Genomic DNA, 21,596 nt, shown 5'->3' on the forward strand with positions numbered 1-21,596 from the left:
TTTTTTTTTTTTACAAAAAGAGCTTTGCCATCTCCTGTAAAGTGACTATTTTGCAGCTTTAAATATTATAAAATAGAAGAGTTGTCTATATATGAAACGGAAAGAATTGTAGGTGAAGCCTTGATTAGAGTATACTACCGCAAACCTTGTACCGCCAGTCAAAAAGCAAATTCGTGGTTTCAGAACTATGGGATAGAAGCGAAATATGTCCGAATTGAAAAAATATCAGAAACGGATTTACTGGAAATTTTATCTCTATCTGAAGGTGGTTTTGCAGAAATTACTAAAAAATCACGAACATCTTCAAAGAAGACCTTGAAAGCCCTAATGGGACTCAATAAATTAACTTTTAAAGAAGCTCTTGCTTTCGTCACTGAGCATCCAGAATGTTTGATTACACCCATTATTATTGGTAAAAATAAGATGTTGGTAGGATATAATGAAGTCGAAATGAGGAAGTTCATTCCACGTTATCTGCGCGATTAAAAACTGTAATGTTTACAAATTTAGAGTTATAATAAGGAGATAGGGCATTCAAAAAGTAAGGGATATTTATAATGAAAATAACAGCGATAGAAGATAGTGTGAGTTTGGAGCTCAAACTTTTGGAACTTATGAAAGAGAAGGGCGACTGGATTGATGCCGAAGAAATGGCAAAAACTTTGGGGATCAGTACAAAACGTACGACCAGTTTGATTAATAGTTTACTTCATGAGATAAGATCTTTTGACTCTGACAATCTCAATCTCAAAATATTAAAAGGGCGCGGAAACCTTTTAGAAATTAAGGATGCGCGTGATTATCGAAAATTTCGCCAGAAACTCATCGAAAATATCATTATTTATAAGATTCTCTTTTCGATTGCTTTAAATAAAGATGCAAATCTGGAACGCTTGGCTATGGAGAACTTTGTCAGCGAATCTTTGATTAAAAAGCGCATCGCAAATGCCAATCAAATGATGGCCAATCTAGGTGTGAAGGTTGTAACCAGAAAAAAACAGTATCTTTTTCAAGGGGATGAACAACAAGTCAGAGGAATGCTAAATATTCTCTTTTGGCGCCTTTACCGAGGCGATGAGTGGCCTTTTTCAGGAGTTAATAAAGAAAAAATCATTAACTTGATTTCGCAAATAAGTCTTGAGATAGACTTACAGATGAATCAGTTTACAGCTTATCAAATTGCCTATATGTTCGCCATAAATTTCAGCAGATATCAACGCGGCTTTTCAGTAAACTTGGAAGAAGGCTGGGAGAAATATCGTTCGATTTGTGAATGGATTGATGAGAAGACGGATATTTACGCTTTATTTTACAAAAATTATGGTTTTCCTAAACATGAAGTGGATTTTTTACTGATTGAAGCCATGACTAAGAGCAAAATTTACAATAGTCTTGAGCATAAAGCACCCGATTTTTGGAGTGTTCTTGAAGGGACACCCGCCTTTGAAGCTACAGAACGTTTGGTGCAAAAAATGGAAACCCACACAGGAAAACTCTCTGAAGAGAAAAGAAGATTGTTCTTGCGGTATATTTATCCCTGTCATTTGCACGCGGACCTATTCTCAAATATCATTTTCTCAGAGTCTGGGCACCATGCAATTAACGTTTCGTCTTACTTTTTCCCAGTCATGCGCCAGTCTTTGAAAAAACTCCTTGCTGAGCTATATCAAGAAAGTGGTCTCACACTCTTTTTAAATGAAGAATATTTGATTGGCGAGTATATATTGGCTTTATCCTTCTTTATGCCCGTCCAGTTTCAGGAAAAAGAAATCACGCTCTTCATTGATACTGACTTGTCCGAGATGCTAGAAAAATTGTTAATCCGACAAATTTTTAATCAATTTGGTCATCTTTATAATTTAAAAATAATCACAAGTCTATCAGAACCAGAACAAAATGTAGATATCGTTATTTCGACAAGCGCTATGGGTGAGCACAGTAATTTGAAAAAACCAGCGCAGTTATTCCTTGTTCATCCTTTCCTCACGCGAAGGGAAATCGAGGATATTGAGGACTATCTACATATTTTAATCACCAAAAATGACGAGTAATATTCGTCTTTTTTTGTTGCTTCCCATCTGCCTTTTTTTACCCCAATATCTTTTACTATAGTGATAAGCTAGAAGTATTAAAAAAGACGATAAGAGGTATTAAAATGGCTTTAGATGATATAAAAATATTACAAGATGTGGTCCAAATCAACTCAGTCAATGGCAACGAAGAAGAAGTGGCGAACTATTTGCGTGCGTTACTTCAAGAGCATGATATTGCAGCCAAGATAATTCCTTACAGCGAGGGACGCGCCAGTCTGATTGCCGAGATTGGAAACGGTAATGGTCCGGTAATAGGTTTTGATGGGCATGAAGATACAGTATCTTTAGGAGATGAAAGTAAGTGGACATATCCGCCTTTAAGTGCGACTGTAACCGAAGAGGGAAAAATGTACGGACGTGGCACTACAGACATGAAGTCTGGCCTTGTTGCAGCCGTTGTAGCTATGATTAATCTCAAAGAAAGTGGCGTTTCTCTGAATGGGACAGTGCGCTTACTCGCTACTGTAGGTGAAGAAAAAGGTGAACTTGGAGCAGGTCAGCTTGCAGAACTTGGTTATGCCGATGATATGGAAGCTTTAGTTGTCTGTGAGCCAACAGGCGGAGACTTCGCCACATTGCAACAAATGAAAGATACTATTCCGCTCGATATTCCGAAGTTCGACGGGGAGATGCGTCTCATCTTTATTGGCCATAAAGGTTCCGTCAACTATAAGGTACATGCCAAAGGCAAGGCTGCACATAGCTCAATGCCAGAGCTGGGTCAAAATGCCATCGAAGGTTTACTTAAGTTTTATGATAAACAAAAAGCATATTTTGATAAGCTTACAGAAGAAGATGATCTTTTAGGTTCAACTATTCCAGTCGTGACTTTGATTAATGGTGGTGAACAGATCAATACTGTTCCGGCCAACGCGAGTATGGGTGTGAAAATCCGTACCATTCCCGCATTGTCTAATGAAAAATTGATTGCGGATATTCAAGCGCTGATTGACGAATGCAATCGTGAGCAAGCAGTAGAGTTATCTTTAGAGGTCACCGAAAATGTTTCTCCTGTCAAAAGTAGCCCAGACTCAAAAATAGTAAAAGTAACTTCTGAAGTTTTGGAAGAACATCTGCAGCAGAAAGTACCACAAGTTGGTGTATCTGGTGGAACAGACGCCTCACAGTTTGTAAGAGCTAATCCTAATCTTGATATTGTGGTTTGTGGGCCCGGAAATGCTACAGCGCATGCTGTTGACGAGTATGTCCTTATAGATAGCTTTTTAGACTTTATCAAAATATACGAAAATATGATTCAAAAATATTTTGCAAGTTGAAACGGATAGGAGGAGATAACACTTTTGGCCAAGTAGCCTTTCTTGAGCCAAAGTGTTATTTTTTTGTGACTTTTCCTCAATTTTCTTCCTATATGAACTTCTATTATCTTTTATTGGCTCTATATAGTATAATAAAGAGTATGAAAAAAATAATCTCCCTTGGCTTAATACTTCTCGGTATTCTTGCAGATCAGCTATTGAAAGCTTGGACTGTTGCTAATATTCCATTGGGAGGAGAAAAGGAATTTATTCCTGGTATCCTCAGCCTAACCTATCTTCGAAACGAAGGCGCAGCTTGGTCGATGCTCGAAGGAAAACAATGGTTTTTCCTCATCTTGACACCGATCGTGATTATAGGCGCCCTTTATTTCCTTAATAAAAAACTAAATCAAAACTGGTACTTTGCCGCACTGACGTTGATTATTTCGGGAGCGCTAGGGAACTTTATTGACCGGGTGCGACAATCTTTTGTGGTGGACATGTTCCAGACGGATTTCATCAATTTTCCAATATTTAATATCGCTGATATACTGCTTTCAATAGGTTTTGTAGTACTCTTTATCGCGATTATTTTAGACAAAGAGGTAGAATAAATGACAGTAGTAATTATTGACGAGCCAAATGCGGGGCTTCGTTTAGACAAGGCTTTAGCAAACTTGAGTGATGCTTCACGTTCAGTATTGACAGAGCTGATTCGTGATGGGAAAGTAACGGTAGACGGGCAAGTAAAAAAAGCAAAATATAAAGTAAAAGCAGGGGAAACTATCGCCTACGAATTACCAGAAGTTGAAGTGCTTGATATCCAAGCTGAAGATATTCCTTTAGATATTGTTTATGAAGATTCTGATGTGGCAGTAATTAACAAGCCCCAAGGAATGGTTGTTCACCCAAGTGCGGGACATGCTTCAGGTACATTGGTCAACGCCATTATGTACCACATCAAAGATCTTTCTTCTATTAATGGTGTGATTCGCCCCGGAATTGTCCATCGTATCGATAAGGATACTTCCGGTTTACTGATGATTGCCAAAAATGATGCCGCACATGAGTCTTTAGCGGCACAGCTCAAAGCAAAAACAAATAAACGCCGTTATATTGCACTTGTGCATGGCGAGTTACCAAATGAAAAAGGTACGATTGAAGCCCCGATTGGTCGCAATCCTAAAGAGCGTAAGAAGCAAGCTGTGATTTCAGGTGGAAAACCAGCCAAAACGCATTTTACCGTTTTGGAACGTTTCCCTGGATATACTCTTGTTGCCCTTGAGCTTGAAACAGGGCGTACACATCAGATACGTGTACACATGGCTTATATTGGCTTCCCAATCGCTGGAGATCCTCTCTATGGCCCAAGTAAAACTTTAACGCCAAACAATGGACAATTTCTCCATGCCGAAACCCTAGGTTTTGAGCATCCTGCAACGGGCGAACTGCTTGAGTTCCAGGTCGACATTCCTGAAATATTTGCTCAACAACTTGATAATTTAAGAGGCTTGTCGTAAGACAGGTTTTTTATGTCCAATACGCCTTAGGTTATTGTATAATTTCAGAGTGCCTAAGTCCGTTGTGAATTCTGAGTTATTGTTAAACAAAAACCATCAAGCTGTTTTATAAATTTTTACCGTCCTAGAATGAATTTGTGGTAAAATAGTTCTATGCTAAAAAAATCTGATTTCGAAAAATTTCCTGATTTGCTTGTCAAATATGACGAGCCATTGTCAAATTACACCTACACCAAAGTTGGCGGACCAGCAGATTTTCTTGCTTTTCCCGCTTCAAGTGAAGAGTTAAGCGAGCTTCTCGACTTAGCACGAGCAGCAGAAACACCAATTACAGTATTGGGTAATGCATCCAACTTAATCGTTCGTGATGGTGGTATTCGTGGTTTAGTGATTTTACTTGAAAAAATGAATCACGTAAAAGTAGATAAAAATGTAATCACAGCTGAAGCAGGCGCAAAATTGATTGACACCACACATGTTGCGCTTGATCATGCCTTGACGGGCTTCGAGTTTGCATGTGGTATTCCTGGTTCTGTTGGTGGGGCAGTCTTTATGAATGCTGGCGCCTATAGCGGTGAAATCGCCCATGTTTTACTCAATTGTACTGTTATTGACCAGGAAGGTCATCTCCGTGTATTAGAGGCAGACCAAATGAAATTCGGCTATCGCCATTCTGTTATTCGTGATGAGGACTTGATTGTTGTATCAGCTCAGTTTAAACTTGAAGCTGGTGATGCTTCAGTTATCAAAGCGGAAATGGACCGCTTAACAGGACTACGTGAAAGTAAGCAACCGCTCGAATATCCGAGCTGTGGTTCAGTATTCAAACGCCCTGCCGGACATTTCGCCGGACAGCTTATCCAAGAGGCAGGTATGCAAGGGCACCGTATCGGTGGTGTGGAAGTATCTAAAAAGCATGCTGGCTTTATGGTTAATGTCGATCAGGGTACAGCTACAGATTACGAAAATTTGATTGCTTATGTCATTGAGCATGTGAAGGAAAATTCTGGATTAACACTAGAAGCAGAAGTCCGTATTATCGGTGAGAAATTAGAAAGATAAAAACAAAGAAAAATGATTAATGCAATAGTTTTTGACGTTGACGATACAATTTATGACCAGCAAGCACCATTCAGACGTGCCATTTTGAAAGTCTTCCCAGACTTTGACCTGACCGATATGAACAAAGCTTACATTCGCTACCGTCACTATTCAGACCTTGGTTTCCCAAAAGTAATTGCGGGCGAGTGGGATATTGAGTATTTCCGTTTTTATCGTACAAATGAAACACTTAAAGATTTAGGCTATCCTGAAATTTCACGTGCTACCGGAGATTATTTCCAAGAAATTTATGAATATGAATTGGAAAATATCACGATGCTTGATGAAATGCGTTTGACACTTGATTTTCTGAAAAAACGTAATATTCCAGTAGGTGTGATTACTAATGGCCCAACAGAACATCAGCTAAAAAAAGTACGTAAACTTGGTTTGTATGATTATGTTGAACCAAGTCATGTGATTGTTTCGCAAGCAACTGGTTTCCAAAAACCAGAAAAAGAAATCTTTAACTTGGCTGCGCAACAATTTGGTATGAATCCTGAGACAACTTTGTATGTAGGGGACTCTTACGACAATGATGTTATGGGCGGTCACAACGGTGGCTGGAAAACAATGTGGTTTAATCACCGCGGACGTAGTATTTCACAAGGAAAAAAAGTACACGACGTCGAAATTGATTCTTTTGAGCAACTCTTTGGTGCCGTAAAAGTTCTTTTTGATCTTCCAGATAACAAGTACATCATGGATTCCAATGACAAGACAAATCCTGTCCTTGAGTTGGGTATTAAGTCTGGTGTAAACCTCGCAGCAGAGCGCCTTTTGTCTACAGGGAAATTTGACTTAGAAGCGGTAGCTGATATGCTAGAATTAAGTAAAAAACAGGTCGAATTCCTGACTTTAAAAGGATACAAATAAAAAAAATGAAATCAGAGAAGTCTCTGATTTTTTAATTCGCTATGAGCAATTGCTTGTAAAGCTACTAAATCCCAAACGGCAAGCTCTATGAAATCTTGCCTAATATCCAGGAAAAGAGAAAATTCACTCTTGCATTGACATAAAATTTACGTTATAATTATAAAAGTTTCTGCTCAGCAGAAAATAGGACTCGTTTTTGCTGTGAACAAGCGAAAACTAAGGCCATACGGACAGCCAGAGTCACAGCCGATTGGCAATTTTATTGCCTTATTGATTAAGCAAATTATTTTGCTTATGGAGCTTCACACTCCACCCAAGAAACACGCTTGCGCGCATCAATAAGAGTACTAAAAGTTGACTACTCGGTCTCTCCGCAGTAAGACTGCTTTTTATATGTAATCAAAGATTGAATGTGAATCCAAGTGTGTGTACACTTGGATTTTTTGATATGCTACCATCATTGCGCCTGAAGGCGCTAATGATGGACGGAAAGTCCTATAGGACCTTTCCTGAGCATCTCATTAGTCAAAAATCAAAAAAATATCGTTTTTGATTTTTGCCGTCATAATATGCTGTTGTTCATTTAAAGGCCCTCATTAGTTGAAAAACAAAAAAGATATTTTTTGTTTTTCAACGTCAGGTGCCGTTATAATATGCTATTGATATTTACCATCAGGTAGCTCACCTTTAGCTCTATTTGCAAATAACGAAAACTTATTTCTTTCACCGGTTTTGAGATTCCGGTGTTGGTTGCCAACAATTAAAACTCTAAATCCAAGACGAAGGATAAAAATCATGACCAAAAATATCATTGAATTTAAAAACGTAACGAAAACCTATGAAGATAGTGGTACGACAGTGCTCAAAGACATTACTTTTGAGATTGAAGAGGGGAAGTTCTATACCTTACTGGGTGCTTCTGGTTCAGGTAAATCAACGATTTTAAATATTATTGCTGGACTTCTAGATGCCACATCTGGAGATATTTTGCTAGACGGTCAGCGTATCAATGATGTCCCGACAAACAAGCGCGACGTGCATACAATTTTTCAATCTTACGCATTATTCCCGAATATGACGGTCTTTGATAATGTGGCTTTTGCTTTGAAAATCAAGGGAGTAAACAAATCAGAAATCGCACAACGTGTTTCTGAGTCGCTTAAGCTTGTGCAACTAGAAGGCTTCGAGAAACGTGCTATCAGTAAGCTCTCTGGGGGGCAAAAACAACGTGTTGCTATTGCACGCGCCATTATTGACCGACCCAAAGTTCTCTTGCTGGATGAATCCCTGTCGGCTTTGGATATGAAGCTTCGTAAGGATATGCAATATGAACTGCGTGAGTTGCAACAAAGCCTGGGTATCACTTTTATTTTTGTGACTCATGATCAGGAAGAAGCTTTGGCCATGTCCGACTGGATCTTCATTATGAATGAGGGCGAAATTGTTCAGTCAGGCACCCCAACCGATATATATGACGAACCGATTAACCATTTTGTAGCTGAGTTTATTGGTGAATCAAATATTATCAATGGCCGCATGATTGAGGACTATCTTGTCGAGTTCAACGGTCAACAATTTGAAGCTGTCGATGGCGGGATGCGGCCTAATGAGCCGATTGAGGTGGTCATTCGTCCTGAAGATATTGAGTTCACCCTACCAGATGAAGGAAAATTCAATGTGAAAGTCGATACACAACTCTTCCGTGGGGTGCATTATGAGATTGTGGCTTATGACGATTTTGGTAACGAATGGCTGATTCACTCCACCCACAAGGCCTTGGTTGGAGAAACGGTTGGTTTAAACTTTGAGCCTGAAGCCATACATATTATGCGTCTTGATGAAACCGAAGAAGAATTTGATGCGCGTATCGAAGAGTATGTTGAGGAAGAAAAGCAAACTATCGGTATCGCCAATGCGGTCGAAGAAGAAGCTGCAGAAGAAGAGGCAGCCATCATGGATGCTGTTCAGGAAGCCTTGGAAAACACAATGGACTTGACTGAGCTGGCGCAAGCTGTAAACGATATTTTGCATAAGCAAGAAAACGGGGAAAGTGAGGAAGAAGAATGACTAAAAGACTCTTCTCTGTCCCTTACTTTCTGTGGGTTGGACTGTTCGTAGTAGCACCTCTTATCCTCTTACTTTGGCAATCTTTCTTCAACATTCAAGGACAGTTTACCTTTTCTAACTACAGCCAGTATTTTACAAGCTCAACTTATCTGATGATGACTTGGAATTCGATCCTCTATGCCCTCATCATTACAGTCGTTACACTCTTGATTAGCTTTCCTGTGTCCTATGTGTTAACGAAACTCAAGCACAAACAGCTTCTCTTGATGTTAATTATCTTGCCCACTTGGGTGAATTTACTGCTGAAAGCTTATGCTTTCATTGGTATCTTCGGAAAGTATGGCTCTGTGAATAGTTTCTTACAATTTATCGGACTTGGCCGACCACAGATATTGTTTACAGACTTTAGCTTTATCTTTGTAGCAACCTATATTTCTATTCCTTTCATGGTGTTGCCTATTTTTAATGCTCTTGAGGATTTGGATGAAAACCTCGTCTTAGCCAGTTATGATTTAGGTGCAACATGGTGGCAAACCTTTATTCATGTGGTTTGGCCTTTATCGCTCAATGGTGTACGCTCAGGTGTCCAAGCTGTTTTTATTCCGAGCTTGTCACTTTTCATGCTGACACGCTTGATTGGCGGAAATAAGGTAATAACATTAGGTACTGCAGTTGAAGAACATTTCCTCACCACCCAAAACTGGGGGATGGGTTCAACCATTGCCATCATCTTAGTTTTTGCGATGATGATTATTATGTTAGTGACAAGAGAAAGAAAGGTGGGTAGCTAATGCGTAGTAAAAACCGTGTCGGAAAAATCTATCTGGGCTTCGTGCTCTTTATCCTTTATGCCCCAATCTTTTTCTTGATTTTTTATGCCTTTAACGAAGGCGGGGATATGAATCAATTTACAGGCTTTACCTTAGATAACTTTAAAGAACTTTTTCAAGACAGCCGTTTAATTTTGATTGTCGTACAAACCTTTTTCTTGGCTTTCTTGAGTGCTTTAATTGCCACAATCATTGGAACTTTTGGTGCCATGTTTATCGAAAATCTTAAAGCCAAGGGTAAGACGACTTTCTTAGGATTAAACAATGTCTTGATTGTATCGCCTGACGTTGTTATTGGTGCAAGTTTCTTGATTCTCTTTACCTTAGTCGGAATGAAACTTGGCTTTGCCTCAGTTTTGTTGAGCCACATCGCCTTTTCTATTCCGATTGTTGTCTTGATGGTGTTGCCACTTTACCAAGAGATGGATAAATCTTTAGTTGAGGCTGCCTATGATTTGGGGGCAACGCAGACTCAAGCACTAAGAGAAGTGATTCTGCCCTATTTGACACCTGGTGTCATCGCTGGGTTCTTTATGGCCTTCACTTATTCCTTAGATGACTTTGCCGTTACCTTCTTTGTCACAGGAAATGACTTTACGACAATGTCTGTCGAGATTTATTCACGTGCTCGTGCAGGAATCTCCCTTGAGATCAATGCACTATCCGCAATTGTATTTCTTTTCTCAATCTTACTGGTTATAGGGTATTATATAATCATGAGAGAATCAGATACTGCCGGAAAAACGCCAAATATTACTTAAGAAAGGACAGTTATCTTGAAAAAATTAATCTATTTCTTGTCAGGGATTTTAGCAATTACTGTCCTTCTTGGGGTTACAGCTTGGCGGATGTCCGCTGCGACAGGTGTTTCAACCTCTACCAATAGCTTGACGATTTTTAACTGGGGCGAATATATCGATCCGCAGCTTCTCAAAAAGTTTGAAAAAGAGTCCGGCTATAAGGTTAATTATGTGACATTTGATTCCAATGAAGCCATGTATTCTAAAGTTAAACAAGGCGGTACCGCTTATGATATTGTTGTGCCCAGCGAATATATGGTGCAAAAAATGGCCAAAGAAAATCTTTTGCTTCCTTTAGATCATACCAAGATTAAAAATCTTAATTATGATAATCCGAAGCTCTTGGATGCGGCATTTGACCCTAAAAATACTTATTCTGTGCCTTATTTCTGGGGGACTTTGGGGATTGTATATAATGATAAATACATCACTCACCCACCCACAAAATGGGAAGACCTTTGGTCTAAAGACTACAAAAATTCGATCCTCCTCACAGATAGTAGTCGAGATGTGATGGGGATGGGCTTAATCGCTACAGGAAGCTCTGTGAATACGACGAACCAGTCAGAGATTGATCGTGCTTATGACAAGCTCCTACAGCTCACACCCAATGTTAAAGCTATTCTCGGAGACGAAATCATGAGTTATATGATTAATAACGAAACACCGTTATCTGTCGTTTATAGTGGACAAGCATCCGAAATGACTTCAAGCAATGAACATTTACACTATGTGGTCCCTGCCCGAACAAACATTTGGTATGATAACTTGGCTATCCCAAAAACAAGTAAAAATACTAAAGCGGCCTATGCCTTTATCAACTTCATGCAAGAACCAGAAAATGCAGCGGCCAATGCTGAATACGTTGGCTATTCAACACCTAACGTTAAAGCAGAAGCACTCTTACCTGCAGAAGTTCGTGAAGACAAGTCTTATTATCCTGATGAAGCTCTGATAAAAGAAGATGAAGCTTATGTTAATCTCAGTCCATATTGGACAGGTATTTATAATGATTTGTATCTTCAGTTTAAGATGAATAAATAAAAACAGCTCTAGCCTTTGTGGTTGAGCTGTTTTTAATTTCATTGTGCCAAATTATTTTTTTCTATTTATTTTGCTAAAAATATCAATAACTTTTTTGTCTTCCGCTTTTTCAAGTTCCTTGATTATATGTGAATATGTATCAAGTGTTATGGAAATATTAGCATGCCCAAGCCTTTTAGAAATAGTCATAATATTTACTGATTTATAAATTAAAACGGAAGCATGTGTGTGCCTTAATCCGTGTGTTGTTATTCTATTTTCTAGCCCAGCCCTTTGACAAATTTGCGCAAGTTCTTTATTAACGACGGCATTTTCTATAATTCCTCTTTTGGGATGCCAACAGACTAGGTTGAGTGGATTAGTAACCTCGGGTTCACTAAATACTTTGTTTTGTCTATTTTTATATCTATATAATAACATTTTAAAAGTTCCGTCTATAGTAATTTCTCTAACAGAACTTTTATTTTTTGTGGGCCCAAAATCTTTTTTATCGTTTCTCCAAGCTTTATCTACTTTTATTTTGTTGTTGGTGAAATCTATATTGTCCCAAGTCAAGCCAGCTACTTCGCTGTACCTCATTCCTGTCATTGCGCCAATATAACACATAATGGAAAATACATTTATTGGACTCATTTCTTTTTGGAGAGTACTAACAAGTTTTTCAAATTCATCAAAATCCAAATATTTTACCCAATTGCCTGTATCCTTACCTCTCCCTTTGATCGCAACTCCTTGAGTGAAATCATATTGAATACTCCTTCAGATACTAGAAACTTTATGCATGAGCGAATTTGACGGTTAAAGTTTTTTATTGTTCCGCTTGATAATTCTTTTCCCATTTCGTTAATCGCATATTGATATGAAATTCTATCAATGTTTTTTACTGTAGCATTTGGTAAATATTTGTTTAAATATGCTAAAGTTGATAAATAAGTTCCATATGTGGAATCCTGTATTTTACCTTTTTTAAAAACCTTGATCCATTCAGTGAATGCAGTTACTAATGACTTATTTTTTGTGTTAACTTTAAAACCTTGTTTTAATCTCGATTCAATATCTCCAGCTTCGGCTATCGCTTCACCTTTGGTCTTAAAACCAGATTTCCTTATTTTATTGAATGTACCATAATTATCTTTGTATGATATTTCATATTGCCATACTTTTCCTCGTTTAACGTACCTGGCCATAATTGATTTTTACTCCTTTTTCCTGTAAAATAGAGTACAAGAAAACTTCACGAAAATCGTGATTTTTCAAATACATATTGATTAAAGTCGCCCCACAGTCGCCAAACTTGGGCGGCTTTTTGTTATGCTGGTAGATTATTTATTGCGTATTGTGCTTCCTCAGGAGTGAATTTTTCACCATATTCGGAAATAAGTTGATCATAAATTGAATCTCTAGACATAGACATTGTTTCTTGATAATTTTTAGCCTTTTCTAAAGCGTTCTTATTATAATCTGCTTTTAGATTATCTATAGCATATTGAGCTGCTTCAGCTGTAAACCCTTCTCCATAAGACGAAGTTAGTTGGTCATAAATACCTGCTTTAGACATATGCATTGTATCTGAATATGCTTTTGATTTTCTCAGTGCATTTTTGTATTCTATAGGTAAAGCGGCTTCGGCAGCTTTTGCTTCAGCTTCAGCTTTTTCTTTGGCTTTCTTAGCCGCATCCTCTTCAGCTTTTTTCTTTTTTATTTCTTCATTTTGTTTTATTGTTACTTTTTCCGTAACATTATCAGAGCCGTCTTGTGCTGTAATCTCAATTACTTCGTCAGAATCATTTGTCATATCATAACTTAAACTAAATTTACCTTTTCCGTCAGAAGTAACAGAATCTCCAATAATTCCCATGCCAATTCTTACATCGGTATTTGGCAAAGTTGTACCTTCAATTATTGCTGTACCTGAACTGCTAGCAGTGACTGACTTTGGTACTTTCAGAGTTATGATTTTCTTTTCCTCTTTAGAATTAGATGATTGTATAGTTTTGCTTGACTGAGTAGTTTTAGTTGATGAGTCAGAATCTGCTTCATCTGATGGTGTATCTGATCCAGACGCACCGGCTACACCAACAATGATAAGTACAATCGCAATAATAAATGAAGTGAGTGGTTTAATTTTGGTTGATATTGATTTTCTAGATTTATTAAACGAATAAATCGCATAAACAATAGCCACAAGCCCAGCAATTAACGTTAAGGGCCAAATTTTAAAAAGTACAACTAACAAAACAATAAAAACTAATGGTTTAAACCATTTTGTATTCTTCCATAAATCTTCCAATTTTTCCATAAAATTTCTCCTTGCCCTTTTAACGTGATTAGCGCACGTATTATGTAACAACTTTTGGGTAAGTTTATGTTTATTATGAATTAATTTTTATTCTATTTTCTACAGAAAGTTGAACCAAAAATCTATAGAAATCTGAAACATCAAGTTTTTTTGGAAATTCAAAGTGATGGACAGAAAGAGAAGTTTCGTACGCTTTATAATAAGGGTTTGTGAGATAAGTAATGTAGATGTCAGTATCATCAAAACCAAATCCTGCAGCAGTAAATTTCACATCTACAATAGTATCAAGAAAAATTTGGGTGATGGCTTTCTTTTGACCGGTAACTCCTTGTGCATCAACAAATAGCAGACGATGATTAGTCACTACAATTTCATCACGAACAAGTTTATATGCCGATATAACCTGCTCATTTTCGATGAGCATATGAGACCATTTTGAGGTAACTGAATCTATATTTTGCTTCTGGTAATTCCCTAACATTCCTTGAAGCAGATTTCCTGAATCCGCACTGGTAACAGTATCATCAACTTTTTGTGTTACATCAGAAATTTTGTCAGCTGCAACCTTTGAGGCTTTATCAGCTACTTTGTTGAGGTTATCCAATAATCCCATAATTTTTCTCCTTACCCTTTTATCGTGATTAGCGCACGTATTTTTATATTAACAAGCATAATCAAGCTTGAGCATATTCTTAAAAAGTTCAACTGCTCTATCATAATTTTCATAAGGTAAATTGTATGCTTCAAGAAACTGATAAGTGTTGATTTGTTCCACAACATCGAAATGCGAAATGTAATCAATAACACATTCTTTTAGTGACATTTTACTAAAGTCTTTTTGGATGTTACCTTCTTTTTTTAATTCATTTATGACTTTTTCATTAACTTTACAAAGAAGAGAAAAAGAAGTATCACAAGGACATCCAGATATTTCAATAAACCTTTGAAAAATATCAAAGCTTCCACCCTCAGTTATGAATATGTCCCAAAGAAAAAGAATTGCTTCTTTATTAGTTCGTTTCTCTTGAGGGCTTGTAGTGTCACATTCACCTAGACGATAAGGATCATTATTTTTAATATGCATCAATTCATGGCATAGTTTAAATGCTTTAACCGTAGTGGGATTAAAAATTGTTATCTTTTTTCTATTGTTTGTTACAGCGTCTAAAGGAAATGAGTTGTCCCCGATAACTTCAATTCCATATTTTTCTATCTCAAGTATTATACGCTCTATTAGTTCCTGTTCGTTCATAGAGCCCCCGATTAGTCTTCAAGACGTTTACCCAAAATAAGTTTTAATGCTGTTTTAACTTCATCTGTGAGCGGTTTACCATCAAAAGACACCCACTCATCCCAATCAACTTTATTTTCATCTACTAAATCAGCAAGATCTATAGGTTCTTTAACTACTGGCATTTCTTCACGTCCTAACAGATAATCAATAGTAGTATGTAGTCTATCTGCTACTAAAGCTAGATCTTCCGCTTTGGGTTTAGTTTTTTTCCAAGCGTAAATGGCATTCTCGCTTAAATTAGCTTCTTTAGCTATTACTTTAACAGTTTTTCCTTGCTTTTTTGCAAGAGTATCAATTCTTTCAAATATAGTCATATCAAGCTTTCTAAATAAAAAACAAAAAATAAAATATTAATTTTCGTACTTATCCCTTGACAAAATGTATGAATTCTAATACAATATATTTTGTAAGGTAAGAAGTTAGAAAAAATATTAGAAAAACAACTTAACTGTAAACACCACAAACAAGCTTCCAGGCAGTTTAGAATGTTTCTATTAAGGCTTTTCATTATGCTTATATTGTATTAGAATTCATACATTTTGTCAAGCGCAAATATTAATAATCTAACTTTTTATCTAACTTTAGAAAATAAAAAAGCCCAGTGGGCGGAAAGAGTGGTTATATGTCAAATTATGATTGGATTAAAGCAATTATTACTCTTGTAGTTTTGATACTTGGTATAGATTTCATGGTGAATAGAACGTTATCTTCATTTATTAATCTTTCCAAGGTTGAAAAAGAAAATGAAGATGGTAAAGAGAGCTGAAATTTCAACGATGGCTGAAAATTGATTTATTGATAAAGCAAACAGAGCAACAGTGGGGATATAGCAACCTAATAATATTCTAAAGAGGGTCTCAATTATTTTTTTCTCTCTAATATTCAAATCTTCAAGTTTCCTTCCCGCCTTCCGTACCCTAAACAAGATAAACATTTCAGGAAGTGAAAACAGAAAAAAATAAACAATCCCAACAAAAATAAAAATTTTAAATAAATTGAAATAATCTATCTGAGTAATTACGGAAATTGCAGGTTCATTAGGTAACTTTATTTGTAAAAGTGTAGAGAAATAATAAGTTATCATAAAAAAAGTAATTAGCAAAAAGAAAATTAACAGTAAATAAAATAACCATTGTAAAAAACTTGTTTTTTTAATTTTATTCATAAAAAACTCCTATATATAATTTTAGTTTGGTCGCTTATATTATATCACGGAGTTATGATACGTGGCACTTGCTACAGGGAAGAAAGGCGAAGAGGTTCGATTCCTCAACTTCCCGTACTGCAAAAGCAGGATATTTAATTTGAGAAAGGATAAAAATGTCAGAAGTAGAACAAAGTTTTGATTCCCAACGATTAAAAATTGTGGAATTCATGGAGATGCAAGGAAAAAGTAACAAGGATATAATTTGGGCTTATGAAAATATTAAAAATCCTCCTTACAAGTTTGCTGCAACAGATATTAGTGCTGTATTGAATGGTAAAAGAAAATATACTCAATCAATTAAATGGTTTATTGCATTTTTGATAGAGTATTGGGACATCAAGTAGAAAGAGGTAAACATGATCAATCTTAGTTCACTAAAATCTGATGAGTGGGCAACTGATGAAAAATTAGCAGAGGCTCTAGGAGTTAAAAAAGAAACTATTCAAATTAAAATTCGCAAATTTCAAAAAGAAACCTCTGATAAAGAATATGTTATCGACTTGGGAAAGAGAATAACATTTGTACCAGCTTTTATAGCTTGGAGTAACCATTCGAAAAAATATCGAGGTGTAGCTCGAAAACCTAAGTTTGAATTTAAAGAAAACTAGAAAGGACTATTCATGTACCTAATCGTAGAGCGAGAGACTGGTGAGATACTTGCCGATTTTATCATTAAGAACACATGGTGCATGAATATGGCACTTGCTTTTTTTAAGATAAGATTTTCTTCTTCGAGTTGGGCATTCCTTTTTTGTAATTCTTGAATCTGTTTAGCAGTCAAGACCGTATTATCTTCAAGACGAACTTGAGAGTACTGCTTGATCCATTTTGCAAGTGCAGAAGGGGAGACACCATAGTCTTTACAGAGTTCGGATTGAGTTTTACCTGTTTGGTAGAGATTAACGAGAGATTGCTTAAATTCCTCGTCGTAACGTTTAAAACCTGACATAAAAGTCCTTTCATTTTTGTGTCTTAATAGACAGATTATAACACACAATTTTCTGTCCACTTTTATAGTATAGCTCCAAGCTTTGGGCAAAGCGTAAATATCTCTGAAGTAATTACTAGCGAAGGCATGAAGTGGGGAACATATACATCCTACAGTGGTGCGAAACGATATATTAGCATGGATTATTTGAAGAAATAAAAAAGAATGTCTGGTCAATTGACCGGGCTTTTTTGATTACTTTTAATTATCATGGTATAATGTGTATGAAAAATAAATTCTTTATCATTAACACTTAGCCCCTTCACGCTAGGTGTTTTTATATTTGTAATAATGTTTGTTTCATGTTATTATGTCTAGGTTAAGATTAATAAATTTTACCCTCAGCAATTGTGTTGAGGGTTTTTGTTTTGTCTAGATATTGAATAGTGATATAATATAATTATCAAAAGAAGAAGCTTGCTTCTAATTTTGTTTTTCTTAGTTCCCGGTCCTTTGACTGGGAGTTTTTTTGATACAATAAAGATATGTAAGATGTAGTTTCTCGGAATAAGGTACCAAGTGACTCTTTTGTTTTACTTTACTTCAATGGTATAGCATGTTAATATATAAGCATAAAATTTTTCACAAATTTTACTCCAAGACACCTCTGACTATTACATTCAGAGGTGTTTTTTGTTATAATATAAAAGGCAATAAAAATAAATTTTTGATTTATTATTTTTTCTATTTATCACGCCTTGCCAGCGTATTTTTTGTTAGATATTCACTTTTAAATATACTGTAGTTAACAGGTGTCTCCTTGGCACATAAGACAGATTCTTCGTGTATGAATTTCTTCGAGAGTTAGTTAAGTTTCTAACCGTTGGCATTTAATTCATAAGCGAAATTTTTTATGTCAATTTGACAAAAACAAATAAGCGTGATACTATGTACTAAGTAAGTTTAGTTAAAGTTATATATTTTAAATATGTCCTTTCACCATAATGATTTACAATCTAGTTGAAGGGAAATATATATACTATGACAAACGGAACAGTAAAATGGTTTAACGACTCTAAAGGTTTTGGCTTTATCACTGCAGAAGATGGGACAGATGTGTTTGCACACTTCTCAGAAATTCAAAGCAGTGGCTTCAAAAAACTTGAAGAAGGCGAAAAAGTAACTTTTGATATTGCGGAAGGCCAACGAGGCGCTCAAGCATCAAATATTTACCACGCATAATTAAAATCACTCTTAGGAGTGGTTTTTTTTGTATCATTATGTTATTGGACATATTAGTGTTATAGTAAGAGTGTTCGTAGGCTACTTCTCTGTGACGAAGTTAGACCTCAAATACGAACTCTAGTTATGACGAGTAATTATAACTAGGCTATTCATCAGGAAGGCGCCTCTCACATATCGGGTGTCTTTTTTGTATGGTTCGCTATTGTCAATCTATTGTGTTATACTGACTCTGTCAGGCAGCTATACAATCCACTTACAAAAGAGTAAAGTTTCTAATCAATGTCGATGCCTGGCAGAACTTCTTATTGTGCGGTCGTGTATCTCAAGAAGTTTTTTTGATATAATGTAAGTGTATCAAGCTCGCATAAACCAATCTTATGCGCTTTATAAGAAGTAGAGTTTGATATAGCTCCCTTTTCAGGTTGGGAGAACTTTTTTGTTAAATAATGCAATTACTTGACATACTTTAATAAATAAAATATGATGGTACTTGAATAGGTCTCTATTCAATATTGTTAGTCCGTCAGTACAGTACTGAGGGACTTTTTATTAAGTATTCTCTTTACAAAAATAAAGTGTTGTGTAATTAATACATTCATTTAGGGAGGATATGATATGAAAAGAAATAAAGGTAGGGAGTGGCTAGGTGGACCAGCCCTTGTGATATTGGTTATTATGGCACCATTTGCAGTGATTTTATTCGTTCAAATTATTACAGCCATTTATTTGTACCTATAGTTGATAATTGAATATCCTATAATAAACGTCTGCTCTTAATGGTAAGTCTCTGCTTCGGTGGGGATTTTTTGTGCCAAATTTGTGCCAAAAGTTTTTTATTTGTATATTTTATGTATGATTTGAAAAGCAAGAAATATTAATATATAGGCGTTTTTCGGTTCTATATTTTGTATATATAATAGAAGAAAGTTTAAGATGAATAAATGAAAACAGCTCTAACCCTCGTGGTTGAGCTGTTTTATTTTCTGTATTCCAACTTGGTGTACATATTTTTTGAAAGTTTTAGTATTCTAAACTTCCTTGATTATTATTTTTATTTTCAGGGAGACCATGCTAAAATTGATAATGTCCTAATTATATTCAAACCCTAGTATAATTTTGATTTTTCATAATAAATATCCAACCCATGGATATAACCTTGATGTCCCCCTTTCTCCATAGGGGGATTTTTGCTTTGTTCCTGCGCTTTTGACAGTTGCAACTCTCTTTGTTAACGCTTACTTTAGTGCTATAATATAGATAAGGTAAATACTGAATCCTTTATTTCAGTATACACCTTTATTTGGTCGCTCCATATCTGTGCTTTGGTTCTTTGCCCGCAGATGTGGAGTTTTTCTATATAAGCAATGATTTGTAATTATAATGTTATATAAGGTAATGAGAGGAGAAAGAGATGGAATTTCTTAGTGAAAACAAGATTTAGAAAAATAAGAAGAACAAGTGCATAAAAACAAGGAAAAATATTATGAAAAAGAGAACAAATACCATTATGAGAAAAAGTCACACAATAATTTGTTCAAGATTAAAATAAATACCATTATTGGTAGTTTAAGAAAATTATTCCAACATATGGGTAAGAAAAAATTATTTCTATTAACTGCCTCTCACATTAGAAAAAGAAGTTTTCGAGATAAATTCCTTAAACATCAATGATAATGAGCTATAAGAGTGTTTTAAGTCCAATATATAGTATAAAAAAATATGGAAATAAAAGAATGAAAACAAGAGCAATTTCTCCTTAATTTTTATTAAGAAAGTGGTTTAAAATCTTATTGTCTTAACTGAAACTAAAAATATTGAAAAAATTACTTAATTTAATTAGCAAAAATTTTTAATGTATTTAAATACAAAAAAAGACATGGTTAATTTTTTTAAAATAAGAAGCGCATTAAATAGGGGTTTTTATTATACATTTTTTCCATTTTGTAGAATAAATTTTCTGAATATTTTGTTTACAAATGTTTTCGCTTTCTTTTTTTTGTTCTGTTTATTTTAAGTTATGTTTAAGGTAAAGGTCATATAATGAGTCCCTCATGAAGGAAATGAATTTGACTTTGAAAATTTATTTTCTTCTGAGTGAACTTATACATTTTAAACCGTGAGCTTTCAAAGATATGTAATTTCGCAAGCAGCAGAGATTTGAAGGCTCCTTATAACAAACGTCCATAGCGTGCAATGACGTTAAACTGCTGACGGTAATCCTACACAAGCGTTCAAGACTTTATGATGTGTATGGGAAGTAACCATGATGATAGAGTATATACGGGGGTTCGTAATTGAGCTTTAACTCTATGGAATATTCTTAGTGGCGAAATTGAAAGGTCTAAATGAAATTCAGTAAAGTTGCTATTTCAACTGGTGTTATTGCTTCATTCATGTTTATCGGTACTGGTATGGCCCACGCGGACACACCGAAACAAACTACACATGATGTTGCAATTGAAGTTATTAACGGTAACTACGGTACAGGTCAAGATCGTGTCACAATGTTGACAAACAAAGGTTTTGACTTTGAAGACGTACAAACAGAAGTTAACAACATTTTGTTAGGAAAAGCTTCAGCAACTCCTACAACTGCCAAAAAAGTTGAAACACAACCTGCTAAATCTAAAGTAGCACAAACTGTATCAGGACTTGACTTAGGTCAAACTTCTGGTCAAGTAAATGTTGAAGCCCTTGCCAACTACATGGTTTCTAATACTGCCAACGCAGCAGGATATTCTGCAAGCGAATGGGTATATATTATTGAACATGAGTCTAATGGACGTGCAGATGTTGCAAATGCAAGTTCAGGTGCATACGGTGCGTTCCAATTGTTAGGTCACGGTGAATACGCTGGCATGACTCTTGCTGAACAAATCGAAATGGCAAGTAAACTCCCTGCAGGAAGCTGGGTTGTTTATAACTAATAGGAAGTGAATTACAATTCGTTTCCTGGAGTGCTTAACTAAGATTAAACATCCAAGGCTATCACAAACAGTGAAGGCCTTTTTGTTTTGCCTTTAACCTTTTTAAAAA

The 21,596-nt window shown here is 35.9% G+C and carries 24 protein-coding genes and 1 pseudogene; 17 read left to right on the forward strand and 8 right to left on the reverse strand.

All coding sequences use genetic code 11. The features are described from left to right. The first annotated feature begins 81 nt into the window (after window positions 1-81). The 11 genes from J0J36_RS04580 to J0J36_RS04630 all read left to right on the forward strand — a co-directional run bounded on the left by J0J36_RS04580 (window position 82) and on the right by J0J36_RS04630 (window position 11,587). Window positions 82-486 (forward strand): ArsC/Spx/MgsR family protein, encoded by a 405-nt coding sequence (locus tag J0J36_RS04580; RefSeq protein WP_019292519.1) that lies wholly within the window; start codon window positions 82-84, stop codon window positions 484-486. Between the two features lie 71 nt (window positions 487-557). Beyond that, window positions 558-2,051 (forward strand): helix-turn-helix domain-containing protein, encoded by a 1,494-nt coding sequence (locus J0J36_RS04585; RefSeq protein WP_019292518.1) that lies wholly within the window; start codon window positions 558-560, stop codon window positions 2,049-2,051. 104 nt (window positions 2,052-2,155) lie between these two features. Further along, window positions 2,156-3,370 carry an ArgE/DapE family deacylase gene (locus tag J0J36_RS04590; protein WP_153924771.1) on the forward strand — a complete coding sequence of 405 codons (1,215 nt, stop codon included), beginning with the start codon at window positions 2,156-2,158 and terminating at the stop codon, window positions 3,368-3,370. 140 nt (window positions 3,371-3,510) lie between these two features. Continuing rightward, entirely contained in the window at window positions 3,511-3,963 is a 453-nt protein-coding gene (lspA, locus tag J0J36_RS04595) for a signal peptidase II (RefSeq protein ID WP_153924774.1), read from the forward strand. Beyond that, window positions 3,964-4,869, forward strand: coding sequence for an RluA family pseudouridine synthase (locus tag J0J36_RS04600; RefSeq protein WP_019292515.1), 906 nt, complete (start codon window positions 3,964-3,966; stop codon window positions 4,867-4,869). It abuts the gene before it with no gap. 153 nt (window positions 4,870-5,022) lie between these two features. Further along, the gene (murB, locus tag J0J36_RS04605; protein WP_019292514.1) at window positions 5,023-5,931 is read left to right on the forward strand and encodes a UDP-N-acetylmuramate dehydrogenase; all 909 of its coding nucleotides are present in this window, start codon (window positions 5,023-5,025) and stop codon (window positions 5,929-5,931) included. A gap of 12 nt (window positions 5,932-5,943) precedes the next feature. Next, window positions 5,944-6,846, forward strand: a complete 903-nt coding sequence (locus J0J36_RS04610) for an HAD family hydrolase (protein ID WP_019292513.1) — start codon at window positions 5,944-5,946, stop codon at window positions 6,844-6,846. A gap of 795 nt (window positions 6,847-7,641) precedes the next feature. Beyond that, a complete protein-coding gene (locus J0J36_RS04615) occupies window positions 7,642-8,913 on the forward strand; it encodes an ABC transporter ATP-binding protein (protein ID WP_206886793.1) in 1,272 nt (423 codons plus the stop codon). After that, window positions 8,910-9,704, forward strand: coding sequence for an ABC transporter permease (locus tag J0J36_RS04620; RefSeq protein WP_040086249.1), 795 nt, complete (start codon window positions 8,910-8,912; stop codon window positions 9,702-9,704). The genes J0J36_RS04615 and J0J36_RS04620 overlap by 4 nt, the downstream gene beginning before the upstream one ends. After that, a complete protein-coding gene (locus J0J36_RS04625; protein ID WP_017370221.1) occupies window positions 9,704-10,504 on the forward strand; it encodes an ABC transporter permease in 801 nt (266 codons plus the stop codon). Before J0J36_RS04620 ends, J0J36_RS04625 begins: the two co-directional genes overlap by 1 nt. A 15-nt stretch (window positions 10,505-10,519) precedes the next feature. Beyond that, window positions 10,520-11,587 carry an ABC transporter substrate-binding protein gene (locus J0J36_RS04630; RefSeq protein WP_019292511.1) on the forward strand — a complete coding sequence of 356 codons (1,068 nt, stop codon included), beginning with the start codon at window positions 10,520-10,522 and terminating at the stop codon, window positions 11,585-11,587. A 51-nt stretch (window positions 11,588-11,638) separates the two neighbouring features. Here the strand turns inward: J0J36_RS04630 and J0J36_RS10485 are convergent, their stop codons facing one another. The 7 genes from J0J36_RS10485 to J0J36_RS04660 form a co-directional block, all read right to left on the reverse strand. Beyond that, on the reverse strand, window positions 11,639-12,268 hold the full coding sequence (locus J0J36_RS10485; RefSeq protein WP_242520648.1) for a site-specific integrase: 630 nt from the start codon (window positions 12,266-12,268) through the stop codon (window positions 11,639-11,641). A gap of 5 nt (window positions 12,269-12,273) precedes the next feature. Beyond that, complete coding sequence (locus J0J36_RS10490) at window positions 12,274-12,774, reverse strand: Arm DNA-binding domain-containing protein (RefSeq protein ID WP_242520649.1); 501 nt, start codon at window positions 12,772-12,774, stop codon at window positions 12,274-12,276. Window positions 12,775-12,896: 122 nt separating this feature from the next. After that, complete coding sequence (locus J0J36_RS04640; RefSeq protein WP_019292510.1) at window positions 12,897-13,886, reverse strand: Ltp family lipoprotein; 990 nt, start codon at window positions 13,884-13,886, stop codon at window positions 12,897-12,899. Between the two features lie 73 nt (window positions 13,887-13,959). After that, window positions 13,960-14,499: a PH domain-containing protein gene (locus J0J36_RS04645; RefSeq protein ID WP_019292509.1), complete on the reverse strand. Its 540-nt coding sequence runs from the start codon at window positions 14,497-14,499 to the stop codon at window positions 13,960-13,962. A 48-nt stretch (window positions 14,500-14,547) separates the two neighbouring features. Then, window positions 14,548-15,138, reverse strand: a complete 591-nt coding sequence (locus J0J36_RS04650) for a hypothetical protein (protein WP_040086243.1) — start codon at window positions 15,136-15,138, stop codon at window positions 14,548-14,550. A gap of 11 nt (window positions 15,139-15,149) precedes the next feature. Then, window positions 15,150-15,494, reverse strand: a complete 345-nt coding sequence (locus J0J36_RS04655) for an XRE family transcriptional regulator (protein ID WP_019292507.1) — start codon at window positions 15,492-15,494, stop codon at window positions 15,150-15,152. Window positions 15,495-15,889: 395 nt separating this feature from the next. Further along, the gene (locus J0J36_RS04660; protein ID WP_019292506.1) at window positions 15,890-16,345 is read right to left on the reverse strand and encodes a hypothetical protein; all 456 of its coding nucleotides are present in this window, start codon (window positions 16,343-16,345) and stop codon (window positions 15,890-15,892) included. A gap of 155 nt (window positions 16,346-16,500) precedes the next feature. Here J0J36_RS04660 and J0J36_RS04665 point away from each other — a divergent pair, with 155 nt between their 5' ends. Together J0J36_RS04665 and J0J36_RS04670 are read left to right on the forward strand one after the other, a co-directional pair. Then, window positions 16,501-16,731: a hypothetical protein gene (locus J0J36_RS04665; protein WP_153924777.1), complete on the forward strand. Its 231-nt coding sequence runs from the start codon at window positions 16,501-16,503 to the stop codon at window positions 16,729-16,731. 12 nt (window positions 16,732-16,743) lie between these two features. Further along, window positions 16,744-16,995 (forward strand): hypothetical protein, encoded by a 252-nt coding sequence (locus tag J0J36_RS04670; RefSeq protein WP_153924780.1) that lies wholly within the window; start codon window positions 16,744-16,746, stop codon window positions 16,993-16,995. A gap of 78 nt (window positions 16,996-17,073) precedes the next feature. Here J0J36_RS04670 and J0J36_RS04675 read toward each other — a convergent pair. Further along, a pseudogene (locus J0J36_RS04675) lies at window positions 17,074-17,336 on the reverse strand (transposase); the annotation flags it as partial. 69 nt (window positions 17,337-17,405) lie between these two features. On the opposite strand from J0J36_RS04675, the gene J0J36_RS10645 reads away from it, so the two are divergent. From J0J36_RS10645 to J0J36_RS04690, 4 genes are all read left to right on the forward strand, one after another. Continuing rightward, entirely contained in the window at window positions 17,406-17,534 is a 129-nt protein-coding gene (locus tag J0J36_RS10645) for an SH3 domain-containing protein (RefSeq protein ID WP_255566844.1), read from the forward strand. A gap of 822 nt (window positions 17,535-18,356) precedes the next feature. Next, window positions 18,357-18,557 (forward strand): cold-shock protein, encoded by a 201-nt coding sequence (locus tag J0J36_RS04685; RefSeq protein WP_017369912.1) that lies wholly within the window; start codon window positions 18,357-18,359, stop codon window positions 18,555-18,557. A gap of 618 nt (window positions 18,558-19,175) precedes the next feature. Further along, window positions 19,176-19,298 carry a hypothetical protein gene (locus J0J36_RS10650; protein ID WP_014024878.1) on the forward strand — a complete coding sequence of 41 codons (123 nt, stop codon included), beginning with the start codon at window positions 19,176-19,178 and terminating at the stop codon, window positions 19,296-19,298. A gap of 1,607 nt (window positions 19,299-20,905) precedes the next feature. Next, window positions 20,906-21,487: a transglycosylase gene (locus J0J36_RS04690; RefSeq protein ID WP_153924783.1), complete on the forward strand. Its 582-nt coding sequence runs from the start codon at window positions 20,906-20,908 to the stop codon at window positions 21,485-21,487. The last annotated feature ends 109 nt before the right edge of the window (window positions 21,488-21,596 follow it).

This window comes from Lactococcus sp. LG1074, from assembly GCF_017309525.1.
In the GTDB taxonomy this organism is placed as follows: domain Bacteria; phylum Bacillota; class Bacilli; order Lactobacillales; family Streptococcaceae; genus Lactococcus; species Lactococcus petauri.